The organism is Streptomyces luteireticuli (genome assembly GCF_041519305.1).
GTDB lineage: Bacteria > Actinomycetota > Actinomycetes > Streptomycetales > Streptomycetaceae > Streptomyces > Streptomyces luteireticuli.
Genome location: NZ_CP167927.1, coordinates 1,421,293 through 1,447,538 on the forward strand (window position 1 = coordinate 1,421,293; position 26,246 = coordinate 1,447,538).

A 26,246-nucleotide genomic window follows, 5' to 3' on the forward strand; every position below is an offset into this window, starting at 1 on the left:
GGGACCGTGGGGAACAGTCGTCACATGTGCGGTCGGCAGTTCGGTAAGCAATTCGGTCGGCACTTCGGTCGGCAATTCAGGACTTTCCGAACTCGTTCTGGATGATGTCGAAGATGTCGTCGGCCGAGGCCGCCGCGAGGTCGTCCTCGCCGTCCTCCGCCTTCCGGAGGTCGTTCCAGTGCGCCAGCAGGGACTGGAGGCGAGCGGTGATGCGGTCCGCGTCCGGGTCGCCCGGCCCCATGGTGGTGAACAGCTCCTCCACCCGGTCCAGTTCGGCGAGGAGCGGCGCGCCCTCCGCCCCGTCGGCCCCGTCGGCTGCGGCGCCCTCGACGCCGAGGAGCTCGCGCCGCAGGAAGCCCGCGAGGGCGGCCGGGGTCGGGTAGTCGAAGATCAGCGTCGCCGGCAGCCCGAGGCCCGTGGCGGCGCCCAGCCGGTTGCGGAACTCGACCGCGGACAGCGAACTGAAGCCGAGGTCCTTGAACGCCCGGCCGTCCTCCACCGAGGCCGCGGAGGCGTGACCGAGCACCGCGGCGACCTGCTCGTGCACCAGGCCGAGCAACGCCTGCTCGCGCTCCTCGCCCCGGAGCCCCGCCAGCCGCTCCCGCAGCACCTGCGCCGGGTCGCCCCCGGCCGCGGCCGTGACGGCCACCGCCGCGGCGGCCTGTCCGCGCACCTCGGGGAGGTCGCCCAGCAGCGGGCTGGGACGGCCCGTGGTGAACGGCGGGACGAACCGGTCCCACCGCAGATCGGCGACGGTCAGCCCGCTCTCGTCCGCGGCCAGCACCCGGGCGAGGGCCGACATCGCGTACTCCGCGTCCATCGGCGGCAGACCGCCCTCGCGCAGCCGCTCGGCGAGCCCTTCGCCGTCGCTCATGCCGTCACCCGTCCACGGACCCCAGGCGACGGCCGTCGCGGCCAGGCCCTCGGCCCGGCGCTGCTGCGCCAGGGCGTCCAAGTAGGCGTTGGCTGCGGCGTAGTTGGCCTGCCCGGGGTTGCCGACGGTGCCCGCGATGGACGAGAAGAGGACGAAGAGCGACAGCTCCCGGCCCCGGTCCCGGGTCAGCTCGTGCAGATGCCGCGCGGCCTCCGCCTTCGGGCCCAGGACGGTCGCGTAGCGCTCCGGCGTGAGCGTCTCCAGGATCCCATCGTCCAGCACACCGGCCGCGTGGACCACACCGGTCACCGGGTGGGCGTCGAGGAGCGCCGCGAGGGCGTCCCGGTCGGTCACGTCGCAGGCGGCGACGGTGATGTCCGCTCCCGCGGCGGCGAGTTCGTCCCGCAGCCCGGCCGCGCCCGGCGCGTCGATGCCCCGGCGCGAGACCAGCACCAGACGGCTCGTGCCGCGCTCGACCAGCCAGCGGGCGATCCGCGCGCCGAGCGCGCCGGTGCCGCCGGTGACGAGCACCGTCTCCGGCGCCGACCAGTCCCGCGATGCCCCCGCGCCCTCCGGCGCCCGCACGAGACGGCGGGCGAGAACGCCGGACGGACGGACCGCGATCTGGTCCTCGCCGCCCGCGTCGGCCAGCAGGCCCACCAGGCGCTCCAGCGCACGGTCGTCCAGCGCACCGGCCCCGGGCAGGTCGATCAGACCGCCCCACAGGCGCGGGTACTCCAGGGCCACGACCCGTCCCGCGCCCCAGACCTGGGCCTGGGCCGGGCTGCCGGGCCGCTCGTCGGCGGAGACGGCGACGGCACCCGAGGTGACGGCCCACACCGGCGCCGTCAGGTCCGCGTCGCCCAGCGCCTGGACGAGCGCCGAGGTCAGGAGCGTGCCGTGCTCCTCGTCCAGCGCGAGGAGGGAGACGACCCCGGCCGGCGGGGCGGAGAGCCCCGCCGCGGCCACGGCATCCCTCAGCCGCGCGGCCAGCACCGTACGGCCCCGGCAGTCCGCGTCGGCCGTCACGGGCACCAGCCGGACGCCGGAGGCGGCCAGCGCCTGCCGCACGGACTCGCCCAGGGCCGTACCCGCTGCGGGCGCCGTGACGAACAGCCAGTCCCCGGACGGCAGTCCGGCGGCCGGTTCCGCCACCGGCTGCCAACTGACGCGGTAGCGCCAGCCGTCGACCGTCGCACGCTCCCGGCTGCGCACCCGCCAGGCCGACAGCGTCGGCAGGACCTCGCTCAGGGGGGCGTCGCCGTCGAGCCGGAGCGTCTCCAGCAGATCGGGCAGGTTCTCCTGCTCCACGGCCTCCCAGAACGCGGACTCGGCGGGGTCGGCGGCGGCCGCAGCGGCAACGCCGGCGGCCTCGGGCGAGGCGTCGTCCAGCCAGTAGTGCCCGCGCTGGAACGCGTACGTCGGAAGCTCCACGCGGCGCCCCGCCAACGGGGCCAGGAACGCGGCCCAGTCCGGCGTGACACCCCGGACGTGCAGCTGTGCGAGCGCGGCCACCAGGGCCTCCGCCTCGCCGCGGTCCTTGCGGAGGACGGGGACGAAGGCGGCGCTCCGGTCGTCGGTGAGGCAGTCCTGGCCCATCGCCGACAGGACGGCGTCCGGGCCGAGTTCGAGGAACGTACGAACGCCCCGGCTCTCCAGGGTGTGGATGGCGTCGGCGAAGCGGACGGCGTCGCGGACGTGAGCCACCCAGTAGTCGGGGGACGTGACGTCACCGGAGGTGACGACCGGGATGGCGGGAGGGGAGAAGGTGAGCTGCGAGACGACCTGGCGGAAGTCCTCCAGCATCGGGTCCATGAGCGGCGAGTGGAAGGCGTGCGAGACCCGCAGACGCTTGGTCTTCACACCGTCGCCCGCCAGGGCATCCGCGATGCCGAGGACGGCCGACTCGGCGCCCGAAATCACCACGGACAGCGGGCCGTTGACGGCGGCGATACCGACCTCGGCCTCACGACCGGCGAGCAACGGCAGCACCGTCTCCTCGGCCGCCTGGACGGACACCATCGCACCACCGGCCGGCAACGCCTGCATCAGACGCCCACGAGCCACCACCAGACGAGCAGCGTCGGCCAGCGACAGAACACCCGCCACATGCGCAGCCGCTATCTCGCCGACCGAGTGCCCGGCCAGGAAGTCAGGACGAACACCCCACGACTCGACCAGACGGAACAGCGCAACCTCGACCGCGAACAACGCGGCCTGCGTGTACTCCGTACGATCCAGCACCTCGCCGTCCTCGTCGATCACCTCGACCAGAGAACGCTCCAGATCCAGCTCGGCACAGACGGCAGCGAACGCCTCCGCGAACACCGGGTAAGCGGCGCGCAGTTCACATCCCATCCCGATCCGCTGCGCACCCTGCCCCGTGAACAGCACCGCCAGTGCGCCGTCCTCCACCCGGCCCTCGTGGACTCCGGTGGCGGACCCGCCCGTGGCAAGGGCCGTCAGACCCGCCACGAGCTCGTCACGTCGCGTACCGGTGACGACGGCGCGGACGTCTAGGGCCGAGCGCGAGGTGGCCAGGGAGTGGGCCACGTCGACCGGGGACAGGTCGTCGTGGGCCCGCAGGTGCGTCAACAGGCGCCGCGCCTGCGCCCGGAGGGCGTCGGCCCCCTGGGCGGACACGACCCATGGGAGCGGCGTCCCGTCGGTCTCCGCCGTCACGGTCGGTGCCTGCGAGGGAGCCTCCTCCTCGGGTGCCTGCTCGACGATGACGTGCGCGTTGGTGCCGCTGAAGCCGAAGGACGACACGCCCGCACGCCGCGGCCCGTCCGTCTCCGGCCAGGCCATCGCCTCGGTCAGCAGCTCCACCGCGCCCGCCGACCAGTCGACGTGCGGGGTCGGCTCGTCCACGTGCAGCGTCTGCGGCAGGACGCCCTCGCGCATCGCCATGACCATCTTGATGACGCCACCGACACCGGCGGCAGCCTGCGTGTGGCCGATGTTCGACTTGATGGAACCGAGCCACAACGGCCGTTCCTTCGACCGGTTTTGACCGTACGTCGCCAGCAGCGCCTGCGCCTCGATCGGGTCGCCCAGCGTCGTCCCCGTACCGTGCGCCTCGACCGCGTCCACATCGGCCGTCGTCAGCCCCGCGCTCTCCAGCGCGGCCCGGATGACCCGCTGCTGGGACGGGCCGTTGGGTGCCGTCAGACCATTGCTCGCCCCGTCCTGATTGGTGGCCGAACCGCGCACTACAGCCAGCACCTGATGGCCGTTGCGCCGCGCGTCCGACAGCCGCTCCACGAGCAGCACGCCCGCGCCTTCGCCCCAACCCGTGCCGTCGGCCGCGCCGGCGAACGGCTTGCAGCGGCCGTCGGCGGACAGACCGCGCTGACGGCTGAAGTCGATGAACGTCCCCGGGGTGGCCATGACGGTCACACCACCCGCGAGCGCCATCTCGCACTCACCACTGCGCAGCGCCTGAACCGCCAAATGCAGCGCGACCAGCGACGACGAACACGCCGTGTCCACCGTCACCGCCGGACCCTCCAGCCCGAACGTGTAGGCCACGCGTCCCGAGACCACACTGCTGGAGCTGCCGGTACCGATGTAGCCCTCCAACTCGTCGGGGACGGCGCGCAGCCGGGACCCGTAGTCGTGGTAGGCGACCCCGGCGAAGACGCCGGTCCGGCTCCCCCGCAGCGAGGCGGGGTCGATGCCTGCCCGCTCGAAGACCTCCCACGAGGTCTCCAGCAGCAGGCGCTGCTGCGGGTCCATCGCCAGCGCCTCACGCGGCGAGATCCCGAAGAACGCCGGGTCGAACTCGGCGGCGTCGTGCAGGAATCCGCCCCGGTTGGTGTACGAGGTCGCGGGGTGCTCGGGGTCCGGGTGGTAGACGGCGTCCAGGTCCCAGCCGCGGTCGGTGGGGAACTCGGAGATCGCGTCCGTGCCCGAGACGACGAGCTGCCACAGCTCCTCGGGGGTGCGGGCACCGCCCGGGTAGCGGCAGGCCATGCCGACGATGGCGACGGGATCGTCGTCCACCGGGGCGGCTACGGCCCGCGAGTCGGCCATCCGCTGCTCCGTGCCGAGGAGTTCGGTACGGAGGTGGTCGACCAGAGCGGTGGCGGTCGGCCAGTCGTAGACCAGGGTCGCGGGCAGGCGCAGGCCGGTGGCCGTGCTCAGCCGGTTGCGGAGTTCGACGGCGGTCAGCGAGTCGAAGCCGAGTTCCTTGAACGCGCGGCCCGTCGAGACCGCTTCCGGCCCGGCGTAACCGAGGACGGACGCGATCTGTGTCCGGACGGCATCCAGCAGGATGCGGTTCTGCTCGCCCTCCGGCAGGCCGGCCAGCCGTTCGCGCAAGGCACCCGCGGTGGCGCTCTCCACGGCCGCCGCGAGGTCGCGCGCCTCGGGCAGATCGGCGAAGAGCGCGTGGGGACGCGTCGCCGTGACGGCCGGAAGGAAGGTGTCCCATTGGATCTCGGCAACGGTCAGCACCGGTTCGGCGGTGCCGTTCAGCGCCCGGTCCAGGGCGGAGTCGACCGACTCGGGTGCGAGGGCGGGGATGCCGACGCGCCGGAGCTGCTCGTCAAGGGTGCCGCTACGGTGACCGGCCTCGTCCGGCTCGGACAGCTCGGACAGCTCGGCTGTCGGGGCCCAGGGGCCCCAGGCGACGGCGGTGGCGGCCAGGCCGTCGGCGCGGCGCCGGCGGACCAGCGCCTCCAGGTGCGCCGTGGCCGCGGCGTGGGTGGCCTGTCCGGCGGTGCCGATGGTCCCGGCGAGAGCGGAGAAGACGACGAAGGAACGGAGTTCCAGGCCGAGTTCACGGGAGAGCTCGTCGAGGTGGCGAGCGGCATCGACCGTCCCGGCGAGGACGGCTGCGTAGCGCTGTGGCGTCAGCGACTCGACGATTCCGTCGTCGGGCGCGCAGGCCGCGTGGACCACGTCCGTCACCTGATGCGCCGTCAACAGTGCGGCGAGGGAGTCACGGTCGGAGGTGTCACAGCGGACAAACTCGATCTCGGTACCGAGTCCGGCCAGTTCCTCACGCAGGTCACCCGCGGAGGCGGCATCGCCCGCCATCACGACGTGCCGGGCTCCCCTGGCGGCGAGGCGGCGCGCGGCGCGACCGGCCGGACCGCCGGGCTCGCCGGTGATCAGGACGGTGCCGGACGGGGTCCAGGCGGGGCCGTCGCCGGCCTCGGCGGCGCGGACGAGGCGTCGGGCGTGGACCCCGGACGGGCGCAGTGCGACCTGGTCCTCGCCGCCGGAAGCGGCCAGGACGTTGAGCAGACGGGCCGCCGTGCGGTCGTCGGGGCTTTCCGGAAGGTCAACGAGACCGCCCCACAACTGCGGGTACTCCAGCGCCACGACCCGGCCAAGACCCCACACCTGGGCCTGCACCGTGCTGTTCACCCGCTCCGAGACACCCACGGACACGGCACCGCAGGTAGCAGCCCACAGCCGCGCACCCACACCCACCACACCCAGGGAACTCACCAGAGCCGACGACAACAGCAGACCCGACGTCTCATCCAGACCGACGAACGACAACACCCCGCCGTCCACCGCACCCGGCTCCACACCGGCCTCCAGCAGCGCGGCACTCAGCCGATCCGCCATCGCCTCGGGCTCCACGCACTCCGCACCGGCCTCGGCACGGACCACCCGCGCACCCGCGCCCTCAAGCACCGCCGCAACGGCGGTCACCCAGGCATGCTCCGCAAACCCGGACGGCACCACAACAGCCCACGTCCCACCGGGAACCGCGGTCGATATGCCGGTGAGCGGCTTCCAGATCTCCCGGTAGCTGCTGCCCTCCACCGCGACCGCGGCCCGACGACGGGCGCGCCAGGCGGACAGGGCCGGCAGCACCGCGCTGAGCGGAGCTTCATCATCGAGGCTCAGGGTGTCGGCCAGGGCAGGCAGGTCCTCGCCGTCCACGGCTTCCCAGAACGCGGCCTCGACGGGGTCGAGTTGGGAAGCCCCTCCCGAAACCCGGTCCGTGGAGTCCTCCAGCCAGTAGCGCTGGTGCTGGAAGGCGTAGGTGGGCAGATCGACGCGGCGCGCCCGGTGCGGCGCGAGGAACGCCTGCCAGTCGACGGTTACACCACGGCTGTGGAGTCGGCCGAGCGCATCGACGAGCGTGAGCTCCTCGTCGCGCCCCTTGCGTAGGACCGGGACGAAGACGGCGCTCCGGTCGTCGGCCAGGCAGTCCTGGCCCATCGCCGACAAGACGGCATCGGGGCCGAGTTCAAGGAACGTACGAACGCCACGGCTCTCCAGATCACGGATCCCGTCCGCGAAACGGACCGCGTCGCGGACGTGAGCCACCCAGTAGTCGGGGGACGTCACGTCACCGGAGGCCACGACCGGGATCGACGGGGCCGAGAAGGTGAGCCGGGAGACGACCTGGCGGAAGTCCTCCAGCATCGGCTCCATCAACGGCGAATGGAAGGCATGAGACACGCGCAGACGCTTCGTCTTCACGCCATCCGCCGCCAGGGCATCCGCGATCTCCAGAACGGCGCTCTCGGCGCCCGAAATCACCACGGAACGCGGTCCGTTGACGGCCGCGATACCGACCTCGCCCTCACGACCGGCGAGCAGCGGCAGCACCATCTCCTCGGCCGCCTGCACCGACACCATCGCGCCACCGGCCGGCAACGCCTGCATCAGACGCCCACGAGCCGACACGAGGCGAGCAGCATCTGTAAGGGAGAGAACACCGGCAACATGCGCAGCGGCAATCTCGCCCACGGAGTGCCCGGCCAGGAAGTCCGGACGAACACCCCACGACTCGACCAGACGGAACAGCGCAACCTCGACCGCGAACAACGCGGCCTGCGTGTACTCCGTACGATCCAGCGCCTCACCATCCCCGTCGACCACCTCGACAAGCGACCGCTCCAGATCCAGCTCGGCACACACGGCAGCGAACGCCTCCGCGAACACCGGGAACGCAGCACGCAATTCACGCCCCATCCCAATCCGCTGCGCACCCTGCCCCGTGAACAGCACCGCCAGCTTCCCGCCCACGGCCTCACCGGTCAGCGCACCGCCGTCCGCCAGGGCGGACAGTCCCGCCAGCAGTTCTTCGCGGCCGTTGCCGACGACCACCGCGCGGTGCTCCCATGTCGCCCGGCTCAGCACCAGCGAGGACGCGACATCGACAACCCGCAGTCCGGGCCTGCCGTTCACATGGGCGTGGAGTCGCCGCGCCTGCTCCCGCAGCGCGTCGGCGCTGCGGGCGGACAGGATCCACGGCATGGCGCCGGTGACGGGCCCGGCGTCCGGCGTCTCGGAGGTGTCCGGGGCGCCGGGCGCCTGCTCGATGATCACGTGGGCATTGGTGCCACTGAAGCCGAACGACGACACGCCGGCCCGGCGCGGCCCGTCCGACTGCGGCCATGCCGTCGCCCCGGTCAGCAACTCGACCGCACCGGCGGCCCAGTCGACGTGCGGCGTCGGCTCGTCCACATGCAGGGTCTGCGGGAGGACGCCCTCGCGCATCGCCATCACCATCTTGATGATGCCCGCGACACCGGCGGCAGCCTGCGTGTGACCGATGTTGGACTTCACCGAGCCGAGGAGGAGCGGCCGGTCGGCCGGGCGTTCCTGGCCGTATGTGGCGAGGAGTGCCTGCGCCTCGATCGGGTCGCCCAGCGTCGTCCCCGTACCGTGCGCCTCGACGACGTCCACGGACTCGGCGGGGACCTGGGCGTTGGCCAGTGCCTGCCGGATGACGCGCTGCTGGGCGGGCCCGTTGGGGGCGGTCAGTCCGTTGCTCGCGCCATCCTGGTTGATTGCCGAGCCGCGCACGACCGCCAGGACCTGATGGCCCTTGCGCTGTGCGTCGGAGAGCCGCTCGACGAGCAGCATGCCCACACCCTCGGCCCAGGCCGTGCCGTCGGCCGCCCCGGCGAACGCCTTGCAGCGGCCGTCGGCGGACAGACCGCGCTGACGGCTGAAGTCGATGAACGTCCCCGGGGTGGCCATGACGGTCACACCACCCGCGAGCGCCATCTCGCACTCACCACTGCGCAGCGCCTGCACGGCAAGGTGCAAGGCCACCAGCGACGACGAACACGCCGTGTCCACCGTCACCGCCGGACCCTCCAGCCCGAACGTGTAGGACAGCCGGCCGGAGACGACTCCGCCGGAGGTTCCGGTGCCCAGGTAGCCGTCGACGTCCTCGGGGACGTCCGTGACGCGCAGCCCGTAGTCGTGGTAGATGACGCCCGCGTACACGCCCGTGCGGCTGCCGCGCAGGGACGTCGGGTCGATGCCCGCCCGCTCGAACGCTTCCCAGGAGGCTTCCAGCAGCAGGCGCTGCTGCGGGTCCATCGCCACGGCTTCCCGCGGCGAGATCCCGAAGAACACCGGGTCGAACTCGGCCGCCTCGTGCAGGAATCCGCCCTGCCGGGTGTAGCTGGTGCCGGGACGGCCCGGCTCCGGGTCGTAGAGAGCCTCGACGTCCCAGCCTCGGTCCGTGGGGAACTCGGTGATGGCGTCCCCGCCCGCCGTCAGGAGCTGCCAGAGGTCCTCGGGCGAGGCGACGCCACCCGGGAACCGGCAGGCCATGCTGACGATCGCGATCGGTTCGTCGGCCCCCACGGCGGTGGCGAGGCCCGTGGGCGCGGCGGTGGCCGGTGCCGGCTCGTCGTCGCCGACGAGGTTGGTGCGCAGGTGCTCGGCAAGGGCGACGGGGGTCGGGTAGTCGAAGACGAGGGTGGCGGGCAGGCGCAGGCCGGTGGCCGTGCCGAGCCGGTTGCGGAGTTCGACGGCCGTGAGCGAGTCGAAGCCCAGCTCCTTGAACGACTTGTCGGCGTCCATGGTGTCGGCGTCGGCGTGGCCGAGGACCGCGGCGACGTGCGTACGGACGGCGTCCAGCAGGACGGCGTCTCGCTCGGCCGCGGGCAGGGCGGCGAGGCGCTGCTGGAGCGAGGCGCCCGGGGCCGCGCCCGCGGCCTCGGCGGTGCGCCGGGCCGGGGTGCGGACGAGTCCGCGCAGCAGTGCCGGGACGCCGTCCGCTCCCGCGTCCGCCGCGAGTGCGGCGGGGTCCAAGTGCATGGGCACGTGGAGGGGTTCGGGGTGGCCGAGGGCGGTGTCGAGGAGGGCCAGGCCCTCCGTGGCGGTGAGCGCGGCGGCGCCGGAACGTGCCATGCGCTGCAGGTCGGTCTCATCGAGGGCGCCGGTCATGCCGCTGGCGTCGGCCCACAGGCCCCAGGCGAGGGACGTGGCGGGCAGGCCCAGGGCGTGGCGGTGCCGGGCGAGGGCGTCGAGGAAGCTGTTCGCCGCCGCGTAGTTGGCCTGGCCGGGGTTGCCGAAGGTGCCCGCGGCCGAGGAGAACAGGACGAAGGCGGAGAGGTCCAGGTGCCGGGTGAGTTCGTGGAGGTTCCAGGCGGCGTCGGCCTTGGGCCGGAGGACCGTGTCGATCCGCTCGGGGGTGAGGGAGGCGACGACACCGTCGTCCAGGACACCGGCGACATGGAAGACACCGGTGAGCGGACGCCCGTCCGGAACGGCCGCCAGCACAGCGGCCAACGCCTCACGATCCGCCGCATCACACGCCGCAAACGTCACCTCGGCACCCAACGCCACCAACTCGGCGCGGAGTTCGGATGCACCGGGCGCATCGGCACCACGACGACTGGTCAGCAACAGATGACGCACACCATGCTCGACCACCAAATGCCGGGCCACCAAAGCCCCCAACGTCCCGGTAGCACCGGTGACCAACACCGTCCCCTCGGGGGCGAGCGCGGCGGGTACGGTCAGGACGACCTTGCCGACGTTCTGCGCCTGACCGAGGAAGCGGAACGCCTCGGGGGCGTTGCGGACGTCCCAGGCCGTGACCGGCAGCGGCCGCAGCGCGCCGGACTCGAAGAGGGCGAGGAGTTCGGCGAACATCTCCCGGATGCGCTCCGGACCGGCGTCGACGACGTCGAACGCCCGGTAGGTGACGCCCGGGTATGCGGCGGCGACCTCCGCCGCGTCACGGATGTCGGTCTTGCCCATCTCGACGTAGCGGCCGCCGTGGGGCAGCAGGCGCAGCGAGGCGTCGACGAACTCGCGGGCGAGCGAGTCCAGGACGACATCCATGCCCCGGCCGTCGGTGGCGGCCAGGAACTCCTGCTCGAAGTCCAGGGTACGGGAGTTGGCGATGTGCGCCTCGTCCAGCCCGGCGGCCCGCAGCGCGCCCCACTTGGGGGTGCTCGCCGTGCCGTAGACCTCGGCGCCCAGATGCTGCGCCAGTTGCACGGCCGCCATGCCCACGCCGCCGGCCGCCGCGTGGATGAGGATCCTCTCGCCGGCGCGCAGGCCGGAGAGGTCGGTCAGTGCGTAGTACGCGGTGAGGAAGACGATGGGCGCGGCCGCGGCCTGGGCGAACGTCCAGTCGGAGGGCATCCGGGAGACGAGTCGTTCCTCGGCGACGACGAGCGGGCCGAAGCCGCCCGAGAGCATGCCCATGACGCGGTCGCCCACGGCCAGCCCGGTCACACCGGGACCGGCCTCGACCACGACTCCCGCGCCTTCGAGGCCGAGCAGCCCCGCGTCTCCGGGGTACATGCCGAGCACGTTGAGGACGTCGCGGAAGTTCAGGCCGGTCGCGCGCACGGAGATGCGGACCTGGCCGGGCTCCAACGGTTCCTCGGCCTCGGGGTGGGCGATGAAGTGCAGGTTCTCCAGCGTGCCCTTCTCGGTGAAGTCGAGACGCCAGCTGTCGGTGTCCTCCACGACGGCCAGTTCGCCGCCCGCGACGGAGCGCGCGAGGCGTGGCGTGTGCAACGCCCCGGCCCGTACGGCGAGTTGGGGTTCATCCGTGGCGAGCACGGCGGCGAGGATCTCGTACGAGGACGGGTCGTCGTCCAGGTCGATCAGGACGAACCGGCCGGGGTTCTCGGCCTGCGCGGAACGCACCAGGCCCCAGACGGCGGCCTGCGCCGGGTCGACGGCGCCCTCGCCGCCCTGGACGGCGACGGCGCCGCGCGTGAGCAGGGCGAGGCGGGAGTCGGCGAAGCGTTCGCCGGCCAGCCAGGCCTGGACGAGGTCCAGCGCCCGGTGGACGGCCTGCCGGGCCGCGTCGGCCCGGTCGTCGCCGCACGGGGCGTCCGGCGCGGGGACGAGCGACGCGAGCACCACGGCGGGGATGCCGTCGGCTTCAGCGGTCTCGGTGAGACCGGTGAAGGACGTGACGGGACCGGACCGCTCGTGCAGGGCGGACGGTACGGGTTCCAGGGCGGCGATGCCGTCCGAGAGGGGCTCGGCGGCGGGCACGGCGGGCCACTCGACGTGGAAGAGGGAGTCCACGTGGGCGGGTGCGGCGGCACCCGCCAGGTCCCCGGCCGAGACCGCACGCAGGACGAGCGAACCGACGGTCGCCACGGGCGCGCCGGTGGCGTCGGCCACGGCGAGGGACACCCCGTCGGCGCCGATGGGTGACAGCTTCACCCGCAGCGTCGAGGCACCGACGGCGTGCAGGGCAACGTCGCTCCAGGCGAAGGGGAGTTGGGGACCTTCGGCCGAGCCGTCCTCGGCGTCGAGGGCGACCGCGTGCAGGGCGGCGTCGAGGAGGGCCGGGTGCAGGCCGAACGCCTGCGCCCCGGCGTCCTCGGGGAGAACGACCTCGGCGTAGACGTCGTCGCCCAGCTTCCAGGCGCTGGTGAGCCCCTGGAAGACGGGACCGTACTGCAGCCCGCCCGCGGCCAGCCGCTCGTAGAGGCCGTCCGTCGCGAGCCGCTCGGCACCGGCCGGCGGCCAGGCGGAGAGGTCCAAGCCGACGGCCGGGGCGGCCGGGGCGAGGGTGCCCATGGCGTGGCGGGTCCACGGCTCGTCCGAACCCGCGGACTCCGCCCGCGAGTACACCTCCACCGGGCGGCGGCCCGACTCGTCCGCCGCGCCGACCATGACGCGGAGATGCGTTCCACCGCGCTCGGCCAGGACCAGCGGCGCGGCGAGCGTCAGTTCTTCCAGCGCGCCACAGCCGGCCTCGTCACCGGCGCGCACGGCCAGCTCGACGAACGCCGTGCCGGGCAGCAGCACCACACCGGCGACGGCGTGGTCGGCCAGCCACGGGTGGGTGTCCAGGGACAGACGGGCGGTGAACAGCACGCCGTCCGGCAGCTGCACGGCGGCACCGAGCAGCGGGTGACCGGCGGTCCCCATGCCCAGCTCGGCCGCGTTCGCACCGGCGAGGGCGGCCTTCGGCCAGTAGTGCTGGTGCTGGAAGGCGTAGGTGGGCAGGTCGACGCGGCGGGCGCGGTGCGGCGCGAGGAACGCGTGCCAGTCGACGGTGACACCACGGGTGTGGAGTCGGCCGAGGGCGTCGACGAGCGTGCGCTCCTCGTCGCGCCCCTTGCGCAGGGCGGGGACGAAGGCAGCACTCTGGTCGTCGGTCAGGCAGTCTTGGCCCATCGCCGACAGGACGGCGTCGGGGCCGAGTTCGAGGAACGTACGGACGCCGTTGCCCTCCAGGGTGCGGATGGCGTCGGCGAAGCGGACGGCGTCGCGGACGTGAGCCACCCAGTAGTCGGGGGACGTCACGTCACCGGAGGCGACGATGGGAATCGACGGGGCGGAGAAGGTGAGCTGAGCGACGACCTCGCGGAAGTCCTCCAGCATCGGCTCCATCAACGGCGAGTGGAAGGCGTGGGACACGCGCAGACGCTTCGTCTTCACACCGTCGGCCGCCAGGGCCTCGGCTATCTCCAGGACGGCGGACTCGACGCCCGAAATCACCACCGACAGCGGGCCGTTGACGGCGGCGATGCCGACCTCGGCCTCACGACCGGCCAGCAGCGGCAGCACCGTCTCCTCGGCCGCCTGGACGGACACCATCGCCCCACCGGCCGGCAACGCCTGCATCAGACGCCCACGAGCCACCACCAGACGAGCAGCGTCGGCGAGGGACAGAACACCCGCCACATGCGCGGCAGCGATCTCGCCGACCGAGTGCCCGGCGAGGAAGTCCGGGCGAACACCCCAGGACTCCATCAGACGGTAGAGGGCGACCTCGACGGCGAACAGCGCGGCCTGCGTGTACTCCGTACAATCCAGCGCCTCACCGTCCTCGTCGATCACCTCGACAAGCGACCGCTCCAAGTCCAACTCGGCACACACCGCCTCGAAGGCATCCGCGAACACCGGGAAAGCAGCACGCAGTTCACGCCCCATCCCGACACGCTGCGCACCCTGCCCCGTGAACAACACAGCGATCCGACCGTCGAGAACACGGTCCTGCGCGGTACCGCGCACGGGCTCGCCCTGGGCCAGTCCGGCGAGTGCCGTGAGCAGTTCCTCGCGTCCGGCGCCGAGGACAACGGCGCGGTGGGGCATGGCCGACCTGGATGCGGCGAGCGAGAACGCCACGTCGGGGACGGCAAGTTCAGCGCGTTCCTCGACGTAGGCGTGCAGCCGCTCGGCCTGGTTCCGGAGGGCTTCCGCGGACTTCGCGGACAGCACCCACGGGACCGCGCCGCCGCCATGGACAGCGTCCCGCTCCGGCTCATCCTCAACGGGCGCCTGCTCGATGATCACGTGCGCATTGGTCCCGCTGATACCGAACGACGACACGCCCGCGCGACGCGGCCTGTCCGTCTCCGGCCAGGCCATCGCCTCGGTCAGCAACTCCACAGCACCGGCCGACCAGTCCACGTGCGGCGTCGGCTCGTCGACGTGCAGGGTCTGCGGGAGGACACCCTCGCGCATCGCCATCACCATCTTGATGATGCCCGCGACGCCTGCCGCGGCCTGCGTGTGACCGATGTTCGACTTGATCGAACCGAGCCGCAGGGGACGGCCCTCGGGACGGTCCTGGCCGTAAGTCGCCAGCAGGGCCTGGGCCTCGATCGGGTCGCCAAGGCGCGTACCCGTGCCATGTGCCTCGACGGCGTCCACACCGGCCGCAGTCAGGCCCGCGCTCTCCAGTGCCGCGCGGATGACGCGCTGTTGGGACGGGCCGTTGGGGGCAGTCAGCCCGTTGCTGGCGCCGTCCTGGTTGATGGCCGAACCCCGCACCACGGCCAGCACCCGGTGCCCGTTCTTCCGGGCATCGGAGAGGCGCTCGACGAGGAGCATGCCGACGCCCTCGGACCAACCGGTCCCGTCCGCCGCCGCGGCGAACGGCTTGCAACGGCCGTCGGCCGACAGGCCACGCTGACGGCTGAAGTCGATGAACGTCCCCGGCGTTGCCATCACCGTCACACCGCCGGCGAGCGCCATCTCGCACTCACCGCTGCGCAGCGCCTGAGCCGCCATGTGCAGAGCCACGAGGGACGAGGAGCATGCCGTGTCCACGGTCACCGCCGGGCCTTCGAGCCCGAAGGTATAGGCCACGCGCCCGGACGCGATGCTTCCGCCGGTGCCCATGAAACCCTCGACCGGATCGGCGGCCCGGCCCACGACCTCCGCGTAATCGTGGTACATCACACCCGCGAAAACACCGGTCCGACTTCCCCGCACAGCGTCCGGATCGATACCGGCCCGCTCGAAGACCTCCCACGACGTCTCCAGCAGCAACCGGTGCTGCGGATCCATCGCCACCGCCTCACGCGGCGAAATCCCGAAGAATCCAGGATCGAACTCACCAGCGTTCCCCAGGAAACCGCCACCGCGTGCGTAGAAGGTTCCCGCACGGTCCGGATCCGGATCGTACAGACCCTCCACATCCCAGCCACGATCCGCAGGGAACGCCGACACGCCGTCCCCGGCACCCGCCACCAGACGCCACAGATCCTCCGGCGAAGAGACACCACCGGGGTAACGGCAGGCCATCCCCACGATCGCGATCGGCTCATCATCCACCACCGCAACCACACCGACACCGGACGACGACTCCAAAACGACATCGCCCAGCAACTCACCCCGCAGGAAAGCCGCAAGAGCCACAGGAGACGGATAGTCGAAAATCAACGTCGCAGGCAGACGAAGCCCCGAAACCCCACCCAACCGATTCCGCAACTCCAACGCCGTCAACGAATCGAAGCCCAGCTCCGAAAACGCACGGCCGCCTTCGATGCCGTCGACCGACCCATGACCCAACACGTCGGCGACGTGCGACCGGACGAGGTGAAGAAGTGCGGCGTCCTGCTCCTCGGCAGTCAGCCCGATCAGGCGCTGCCGCAGGGTTTCGGCGGCCTTCCCGGCACCGGAATCAGCGGTACGCCGGGCCACCGGGGTACGGACAAGACCGCGCAGTAGGGCGGGCACGTCCTCGGAACGGAGGCCGGCAGCATCCAGGTGGATGGGTACGAGCAGTGCCTGCCCGTCCGAACCGGCGGCAGCGTCCAGGGCCTTGTCGAAGAGGGCGAGTCCTTCGGCGGCGTTCAGGCCGCGCGTACCCGAGCGGGACATACGGGCCCGGTCGTGGTCGGCCAGCTCACCGGCCATGCCCTCCTCGTCGGCCCACAGGCCCCAGGCCAGGGAAGCTGCGGGAAGACCGGCGGCGCGGCGGTGCTCGGCGAGGGCGTCGAGGTAGCTATTGGCCGCAGCGTAGTTGGCCTGGCCCGCGTTGCCGAAGACGCCGGCGGCGGAGGAGAAGAGGACGAACGCGGAGAGATCGAGGCCCTCCGTCAGCTCATGCAGATTCCGGGCCGCGTCGACCTTCGCACGGAAGACACCGTCGATCCGCTCCGGAGTCAACGACTCCACCACACCGTCGTCCAACACACCCGCCGCATGAACGACCGCCGACACCGGATACTCGGCCAGAAGCCCGGCCAACGCGTCGCGGTCGGCCACATCACAAGCGACGACGGCCACCTCGGCACCCAACACGACCAATTCGTCGCGCAGTTCCGCCGCACCCGGAGCCTCCGGACCACGACGGCTCGTCAGCACCAGACGACGCACCCCGTGCTCCACCACCAGATGACGCGCGACCAGCCCACCCAGACTGCCCGTCGCACCCGTGACCAGAACCGGACCCTCACCCCACACAGCCGCAGGGCCACCGGAAACGGTCGCCCGGGTCAGGCGTGGCGCATGCGCCACGCCCTCACGGAGCGCGAACTCCGGCTCGTCCGCGGCGAGGGCGGAGGCCAGCACCTCGTACGAAGCATCGGTCCCGTCGACGTCCACCAGGACGAAACGGCCGGGGTTCTCCGACTGCGCCGAACGCACCAGACCCCATACAGCGGCCAGAGCCGGATCGGCGACCACATCGCCCACACCCACGGCACCACGCGTCACCACCACCAACCGCGACGAAGCAAACCGCTCCCCCGCCAACCACGACTGCACCAGAGCCAACGCCCCAAGCGCCGCCTCCCGAGCACCGGACTGAGCAGGCAGGAAGGCAAACACCATATCCGCCGGCTCCACGACGGATTCGAGATCGGCGGCTACCGCAAAGCGGTTGTCCAGGCGGGCAGGCACCGCGCCCACGGCGACCCGCGTACCGTCCACGGCGGAAACGGGCACCACGGGCCACTCGACGCGGTACAGCGACTCCACAGAGGACGAAGCCGCCAGCTCACCCGCCGACACCGCCCGCAGCACCAGCGAACCCACCGACGCCACCGGCACACCAGCAGCATCGGCAACCGCCAGAGACACACCACCAGCAGCCACCGGAGACACCCGCACCCGGAGCTTGGACGCACCCACGGCGAACAGCGCGATGTCACCGAAGGCGAACGGCAGCTCGGGGCCGGACTCAGCGGTGCCGTCCAAACGGAGAGCAATCGCGTGCAGAGCCGCGTCGAGCAGGGCCGGGTGCAGGGCGAAGGCCTCCGCGTCGACCTCCTCGGAGAGCGAGACCTCCGCGTACACGTCGTTGCCCAGACGCCAGGCCCGGTCCAGTCCCTGGAACACCGGACCGTACTCGAGCCCGTCCTCGGCCAGAGCCTGGTACAGGCCCTCCGTCGCCACGGGCTCGGCTCCGGACGGCGGCCAAACGGAGAGGTCGAAGTCGGGGACCGCAGTGTCGGCGGTCAGCACACCGGAGGAGTGCTGGACCCAAGGGACGTCGTCAGAAGCGTTCTCGGGACGCGAGAACACCTTGACGGAGCGCTCCCCGTTCCCCTCCGGACCACCGATCCACACCTGGACCTGCACACCGCCGTGCTCCGGCAGCACCAGAGGTACGGCCAGCGTCAGATCCTTCAGCAGGCCACAGCCGACCTGGTCACCGGCGCGCACGGCCAGCTCGACGAACGCCGTGCCGGGCAGCAGCACCGTACCGGCAACCGCATGGTCGGCCAGCCAGGCGTGCGTCTCCAGGGAGAGACGGCCGGTGAAGAGGAAGCCGTCGGATTCCGGCAGGGGTACCGCGGCGCCGAGCAGCGGGTGCTCGGTCATCGACAGACCCGCGGCCGCGACATCGGCAACAGCCGGTGCGGGCTTCGGCCAGTAGTGCTGGTGCTGGAAGGCGTAGGTGGGCAGGTCGACGCGGCGGGTCCGGCGCGGTGCGAAGAAAGTCTGCCAGTCGACCGTGACACCACGGGTGTGGAGCCGGCCGAGTGCGTCGCCGAGCGTGAGTTCCTCGTCGCGGTCCTTGCGGAGGACGGGGACGAAGACGGCGCTCTGCTCGTCGGCCAGGCAGTCCTGGCCCATGGCGGACAGGACGGCGTCGGGGCCGAGTTCGAGGAACGTACGGACGCCGCGGCTCTCCAAGTCACGGATCCCGTCAGCGAAGCGGACGGCGTCGCGGACGTGAGCCACCCAGTAGTCGGGGGACGTCACGTCACCGGAGGCGACGACCGGGATGGACGGCGCGGAGAAGGTGAGCTGCGAGACGACCTGACGGAAGTCCTCCAGCATCGGCTCCATCAACGGCGAGTGGAAGGCATGAGACACGCGCAGACGCTTCGTCTTGACGCCATCGGCCGCCAGGGCATCCGCGATGCCGAGGACGGCCGACTCGGCGCCTGAAATCACCACGGAACGCGGGCCGTTGACGGCCGCGATACTGACCTCGCCCTCACGACCGACGAGCAGCGGCAGCACCGTCTCCTCGTCGGCCTGGACGGACACCATCGCGCCACCGGCCGGCAACGCCTGCATCAGACGCCCACGAGCCGACACGAGGCGTGCCGCATCGGCCAGCGACAGAACACCCGCCACATGCGCGGCAGCGATCTCGCCGACCGAGTGCCCGGCGAGGAAGTCGGGACGGATGCCCCACGACTCAACCAGACGGAACAGCGCGACCTCGACCGCGAACAACGCAGCCTGCGTGTACTCCGTACGATCCAGCGCCTCACCATCCCCGTCGATCACCTCGACCAGCGACCGCTCCAAGTCCAACTCGGCACACACAGCCTCGAAGGCATCCGCGAACACCGGGAAAGCGGCACGCAGTTCACGCCCCATCCCGATCCTCTGCGCACCCTGCCCCGTGAACAACACAGCGATCCGGCCGTCGAGAACACGGTCTATCGCGGTGTCCCGGGAGGACTGCCCCTGTGCCAGTCGATCGAGCCCTGTCAGCAGTTCGTCGCGCCCGACGCCGAGGACAACGGCACGGTGGGGCATGGCCGACCTCGTTGCAGCGAGCGAGAACGCCACGTCGGAGAGTGGGAGTTCCTCATGCTCCTGTACGAAGGCGTGCAGCCTCTCGGCCTGCCCCTGGAGTGCCTCCTCGGTCTGTGCCGAGAGCATCCATGGCACCACGCCACTGTCGTCGGCGTCCCGCACCGACTCGGCCTCGGCTGCAACGGGCGCCTGCTCGATGATCACGTGCGCATTGGTCCCGCTGATACCGAAGGACGAGACGCCGGCGCGACGGGGCCGGCCGGTCTCCGGCCAGGAGACGGACCCGGTCAACAGCTCGACGGCGCCGGCCGACCAGTCCACGTGCGGCGTCGGCTCGTCGACGTGCAGGGTCTGCGGGAGGACGCCCTCCCGCATCGCCATCACCATCTTGATGATGCCCGCGACACCGGCGGCAGCCTGCGTATGACCGATGTTCGACTTGATCGAACCCAGCCACAACGGCCGGTCCTCCGGCCGGTCCTGACCGTACGTCGCCAGCAGGGCCTGGGCCTCGATCGGATCACCCAGTCGCGTACCCGTACCGTGCGCCTCGACCACGTCGACGGAGTCGGCCGACAACCGGGCGTTGGAGAGGGCCTGGCGGATGACGCGCTGCTGGGACGGGCCGTTGGGCGCCGTCAGACCGTTGCTCGCACCGTCCTGATTGATCGCCGAACCCCGCACCACCGCCAGGACCTGATGCCCGTTGCGCTGCGCGTCCGACAGCCGCTCCACCAGGAGCATGCCGACGCCCTCGGACCAACCGGTCCCGTCCGCCGCCGCGGCAAACGGCTTGCAACGGCCATCGGCCGACAGACCACGCTGACGGCTGAAGTCGATAAACGTCCCCGGCGTCGCCATCACCGTCACACCACCGGCAAGCGCCATCTCGCACTCACCACTGCGCAGCGCCTGAACCGCCATATGCAGGGCCACCAGCGACGACGAACACGCCGTGTCCACCGTCACCGCCGGACCTTCCAGCCCGAACGTGTACGCCACACGGCCCGACGCGATGCTTCCGCCGGTGCCCATGAAACCCTCGACCGGATCGGCGGCCCGGCCCACGACCTCCGCGTAATCGTGGTACATCACACCCGCGAAAACACCGGTCCGACTTCCCCGCACAGCGTCCGGATCGATACCGGCCCGCTCGAAGACCTCCCACGACGTCTCCAGCAGCAACCGGTGCTGCGGATCCATCGCCACCGCCTCACGCGGCGAAATCCCGAAGAACGCCGGGTCGAACTCACCAGCGTCCCGCAGAAAACCGCCCCCGCGAGCGTAGAAAGTCCCCACGCGATCCGGATCCGGATCGAACAACCCCTCAACGTCCCAACCGCGATCCGTCGGGAACGCCGACACGCCGTCCCCGGCGCCCGCCACCAGACGCCACAGATCCTCCGGCGAGGAGACACCTCCGGGGTAGCGGCAGGCCATCCCCACGATCGCGATCGGCTCATCATCCACCACCGCAACCACACCAGCACCGGACGACGACCCCGAAACAGCCTCCTCACCCAGCAACTCACCCCGCAGGAAAGCCGCAAGAGCCACAGGAGACGGATAGTCAAAGATCAACGTCGCAGGCAGACGAAGCCCCGAAACCCCACCCAACCGATTCCGCAACTCCAACGCCGTCAACGAATCGAAGCCCAGCTCCGAAAACGCACGGCCTCCCTCAACACCGTCGACCGACCCATGACCCAACACCCCGGCCACATGCAACCGCACGAGATCGACCAGGAAGGCATCACGTTCGTCGGCGGGAAGGGAACGCAGCCGTGCCTCCAGAGAGCCTTCGGCAGCGACGGGGGAAGCCGATGAGACAGCACGCCGGGAGGGCGTACGCACGAGACCGCGCAGCAGGGCGGGCGCGTTGTCGCCGGAGAAGGCCCGTACGTTCAGCCCGATCGGCACAAGGGCGGCTTGACCGGAGCCACAGGCCGCGTCGAACAGGGCGAGCCCCTCGGCGACCGTCAGCGGCAGGTAGCCCTCCCGCTCCATACGGCGGAGGTCGGCAGCCCCGAGGGATCCGGCCATGCCGGCCTCGTCGGCCCACAAACCCCAGGCGAGGGAGGTCGCGGGAAGACCGGCGGCGCGGCGGGACTGGGCGAGAGCGTCCAAGTAGGCGTTGGCAGCCGCATAGTTAGCTTGTCCGGCGCTGGCAAAGACGCCGGCGGCGGAGGAGAAGAGGACGAACGCGGAGAGGTCGAGGCCCTCCGTCAGCTCATGCAGATTCCGGGCCGCGTCGACCTTCGCACGGAAGGCACCGTCGATCCGCTCCGGAGTCAACGACTCCACCACACCGTCGTCCAACACACCCGCCGCATGGACGACCGCCGACACCGGATACCCGGCCAGAAGCCCGGCCAACGCCTCCCGGTCCGCCACATCACAAGCGACGACGGCCACCTCGGCACCCAACGCGACCAATTCGCCGCGCAGTTCCGCCGCACCCGGAGCATCCGGGCCACGACGACTCGTCAACACCAGACGACGCACACCATGCGCTGTCACCAGATGACGCGCGACCAGCCCACCCAGGCTGCCCGTCGCACCCGTCACCAACACCGCACCCTCACCCCACACGACGGCAGCGTCGGCAGCTACGGCCGCCTTGGCCAGGCGCGGGGTGTGCACCACGCCGTTGCGCAGGGCGAACTCCGGCTCGTCCAGGATCAGAACGGAAAGCAGCGCCTCGTACGAAGCGTCGCTGCCGTCGACATCGGCGAGGACGAAACGGCCGGGGTTCTCGGCCTGCGCCGAACGCACCAGGCCCCACACCGCCGCAGCAGCAGGCTCCGTGATCGCATCACCCTCGTCCACACCCACGGCACCGCGCGTCACCACCACCAACCGCGACGAAGCAAACCGCTCCCCCGCCAACCACGACTGCACCAGAGCCAACGCCCCAAGCGCCGCCTCCCGAGCACAGGACTGAGCAGGCAGGAAGGCAAACACCACATCCGCCGACTCCACGGACGCCACGTCCGCGTGGACCCCCAGACGTTCGGCCAGCGCGGCGGGCACCATGCCCACCGCCACCGACGATCCGTCCGTCGGCGCACCGGCGGCAACAGAGACCACCGGCCACTCGACCCGGTACAGCGACTCCACAGGGGACGAAGCCGCCAGCTCACCGGCCGACACCGCCCGCAGCACCAGCGAACCCACCGACGCCACCGGCACACCAGCAGCATCGGCAACCGCCAGAGACACACCACCAGCAGCCACCGGAGACACCCGCACCCGGAGGGCCGAAGCGGCGCTCGCGTGAACCACCACGTCGCTCCAGGCGAACGGCAGTTCCGCTCCGGCCGCGGGAACGCCGATGCCGATGGCGTGCAACGACGCGTCGAGCAGCGCCGGATGCAGGATGAACCCGTCGGCGTCCACGCCTTCGGGCAGGGTGACCTCGGCATACACCTCGTCGCCCAGGCGCCAGGCACTGCGGAGACCGCGGAAGACCGGGCCGTACTCCAAGTCACCGGCGGCGAGGGTCTCGTACAGACCCTCCGTCTCCACCGGCTCGGCGCCCGCCGGCGGCCATGCCGTGAAGTCGAAGTCGGCGGCCGGTGTGTTCCCGGCCAGGGTGCCCATGGCGTGGCGGGTCCACGGCTCGTCCGAGCCCACGGACTCCGCCCGCGAGTACACCTCCACCGGGCGACGGCCGGACTCGTCCGCCTCGCCCACCATGACGCGCAGCTGAACGCCATCGCGCCCGGGGAGGATCAGCGGGGCAGCGAGCGTCAACTCCTCCAGCGTCCCGCAGCCCGCCTCGTCCCCCGCGCGCACCGCCAGTTCCACGAAGGCGGTGCCCGGCAGGAGCACTACGCCGCCCACGGCGTGGTCCGCCAGCCAGGGGTGCGTGCTCAGCGACAACCGGCCGGTGAACAGGAACCCGTCCGAGCCAGGCAGTGCCACCGCAGCGCCCAGCAGCGGGTGATCCGCCGCTCCCAGACCCGCCGAGGCGACATCTCCGACCAACGTCAGTTCGTCGTCCAGCCAGTAGCGCTGGTGCTGGAAGGCGTAGGTCGGCAGGTCGACGCGGCGGGCGCCGCTCGGTGCGAAGAACGCCTGCCAGTCGACAGTGACACCGCGGGTGTGGAGCCGGCCGAGCGCGTCTACGGCCGAGTGCTCCTCGTCGCGGCCCTTGCGCAGGACCGGGACGAAGACGGTGTTCTGTTCGTCGGTCAGGCAGTCCTGGCCCATCGCCGACAGCACGGCGTCGGGGCCGAGTTCGAGGAACGTACGGACCCCACGGCTTTCCAGATCACGGATCCCGTCCGCGAAACGGACCGCGTCGCGGACGTGAGCCACCCAGTAGTCAGGAGACGTCACGTCACCAGTGGCAACGACCGGGATGGACGGCGCGGAGAAGGTGAGCCGGGAGACGACCTGACGGAAGTCCTCCAGCATCGGCTCCATCAACGGCGAGTGGAACGCGTGCGAAACCCGCAGACGCTTCGTCTTCACACCATCCGCAGCCAGGGCATCCGCGATCTCCAGAACGGCGCTCTCGACGCCGGAAATCACCACGGACAGCGGGCCGTTGACAGCCGCGATACCCACCTCGGCCTCACGACCGGCGAGCAATGGCAGCACCATCTCCTCAGCCGCCTGCACCGACACCATCGCCCCACCGGCCGGCAACGCCTGCATCAGACGCCCACGAGCCGACACGAGGCGTGCCGCATCGGCCAGCGACAGAACACCCGCCACATGCGCAGCGGCAATCTCACCCACGGAATGTCCGGCCAGGAAGTCGGGACGGATGCCCCACGACTCGACCAGACGGAACAGCGCGACCTCGACCGCGAACAACGCAGCCTGCGTGTACTCCGTCCGATCCAGCGCCTCACCATCCCCGTCGATCACCTCGACCAGCGACCGCTCCAGATCCAGCTCAGCACACACAGCCTCGAAGGCATCCGCGAACACCGGGAAAGCAGCACGCAGTTCACGCCCCATACCAACCCGCTGCGCACCCTGCCCCGTGAACAGCACCGCCAAGCGTCCCTCGACCGCCGCCGCCCCGTTCTCACCGGCGGCGACAGCCTCAAGCCCCGACAGCAGCTCCTCACGGCTCGCACCCGTCACCACCGCACGGTGCTCCAGCACCGAGCGCGACGTCGCCAGCGAGAACGCCACATCCATGGGAAGCAGTTCCGGGCGTCCGGCCGCGAACTCCCGCAGCCGCTCCGCCTGCTGCTCCAGCCCAGCCGCTGTACGACCGGACAGCACCCACGGCACCACACCGCTGCCGCCGTCGGCAGATCGCACCGGCTCGTCCTCGGTGGCGACGGGCGCCTGCTCGATGATCACGTGGGCGTTGGTGCCGCTGATGCCGAACGACGACACGGCGGCGCGCCGCGGCCGGTCCTCGGCCTGCGGCCAGGTCACCGCCTCGGCCAGCAGCTCCACCGCGCCCGCCGACCAGTCCACATGCGGCGTCGGCTCGTCCACGTGCAGGGTCCGCGGGAGGACGCCCTCCCGCATCGCCATGACCATCTTGATGATGCCCGCGACACCAGCCGCGGCCTGCGTGTGACCGATGTTCGACTTGATCGAACCCAGCCACAACGGCCGGTCCTCCGGCCGGTCCTGGCCATAGGCGGCAATCAGCGCCTGGGCCTCGATCGGGTCGCCGAGGCGCGTGCCCGTGCCGTGGGCCTCGACGATGTCGACGGAGTCGGCGGTGATCTGCGCGTTGGCGAGGGCGGCGCGGATGACGCGCTGTTGCGAGGGGCCGTTGGGGGCGGTGAGGCCGCTGCTCGCACCGTCCTGATTGATCGCCGAGCCCCGCACCACCGCCAGGACCTGGTGACCGTTGCGCTGCGCGTCCGACAGCCGCTCCACCAGGAGCATGCCGACGCCCTCGGACCAGCCGGTTCCGTCCGCCGCCGCCGCGAACGGCTTGCAGCGACCGTCGGCCGACAGACCGCGCTGACGGCTGAACTCGATGAAGGTGTCCGGGGAGGACATGACGGTGACGCCGCCCGCGAGCGCCATCTCGCACTCGCCGTTGCGCAGCGCCTGGATGGCCATGTGGAGGGCGACGAGGGACGACGAGCAGGCCGTGTCGACGGTGACGGCCGGCCCTTCCAGTCCGAAGGTGTAGGCCACGCGCCCGGAGGCGATGCTGCCGGAACTGCCGTTGCCCAGGTAGCCGTCGAGGCCGTCGGGCATGATGTGCAGGCGCGAGGCGTAGTCGTGGTACATGACGCCGGCGAAGACGCCGGTGCGGCTGCCGCGTGCCGAGGCCGGGTCGATGCCCGCGCGCTCGAACGCCTCCCAGGTGGCCTCCAGCAGCAGGCGCTGCTGCGGGTCCATGGCCAGGGCCTCGCGCGGGGAGATGCCGAAGAAGGCGGGGTCGAAGTCGGCGGCGTCGTGGAGGAATCCGCCGTCGCGGGTGTAGCTCTTGCCCGGCCGGTCGGGGTCGGGGTCGTAGAGGTTCTCGATGTCCCAGCCGCGGTCCGTGGGGAAGCCGGAGACGGCGTCGCCGCCTTCGGCTATCAGGCGCCAGAGGTCCTCGGGGGAACGGACGCCGCCGGGGTAGCGGCAGGCCATGCCCACGATGGCGACCGGCTCCGCCTGCCCGGCCTCGATCTCCCTCAAGCGCCGGCGGGCGTCCCGCAGATCCGCAGTCGCACGCTTGAGGTAGTCGAGAAGCTTGGCTTCGTTCCCGTCCCCCACAATGTCACCTCATTTGAACCGGTCTGGGGCATGATTCGGGCCGGGGAATTCCGGGAGCGGTGTGGAGACCGTCGAAATTCGGGCCGACTGGCGGCCGGCCGCCTTTCGTCCACCGGGCGACGGCACTTGTGTGCGCATGCGTCCGGGAATTACCGAGTCGGCTGGTCGCCGTCAGGTTATGGAGGCGGCTTCGGGGCGAACACCCCTAACCGGCCCCTATCAGTGATCATCCGGC

The 26,246-nt window shown here is 71.5% G+C and carries 1 protein-coding gene; it reads right to left on the reverse strand.

Annotation, left to right across the window (positions count from 1 at the left end; all coding sequences use genetic code 11):
* Positions 1–76 precede the first annotated feature (76 nt).
* Positions 77–26,011, reverse strand: a complete 25,935-nt coding sequence (locus AB8735_RS05705; protein ID WP_372405746.1) for a type I polyketide synthase — start codon at positions 26,009–26,011, stop codon at positions 77–79.
* Positions 26,012–26,246: the final 235 nt, after the last annotated feature.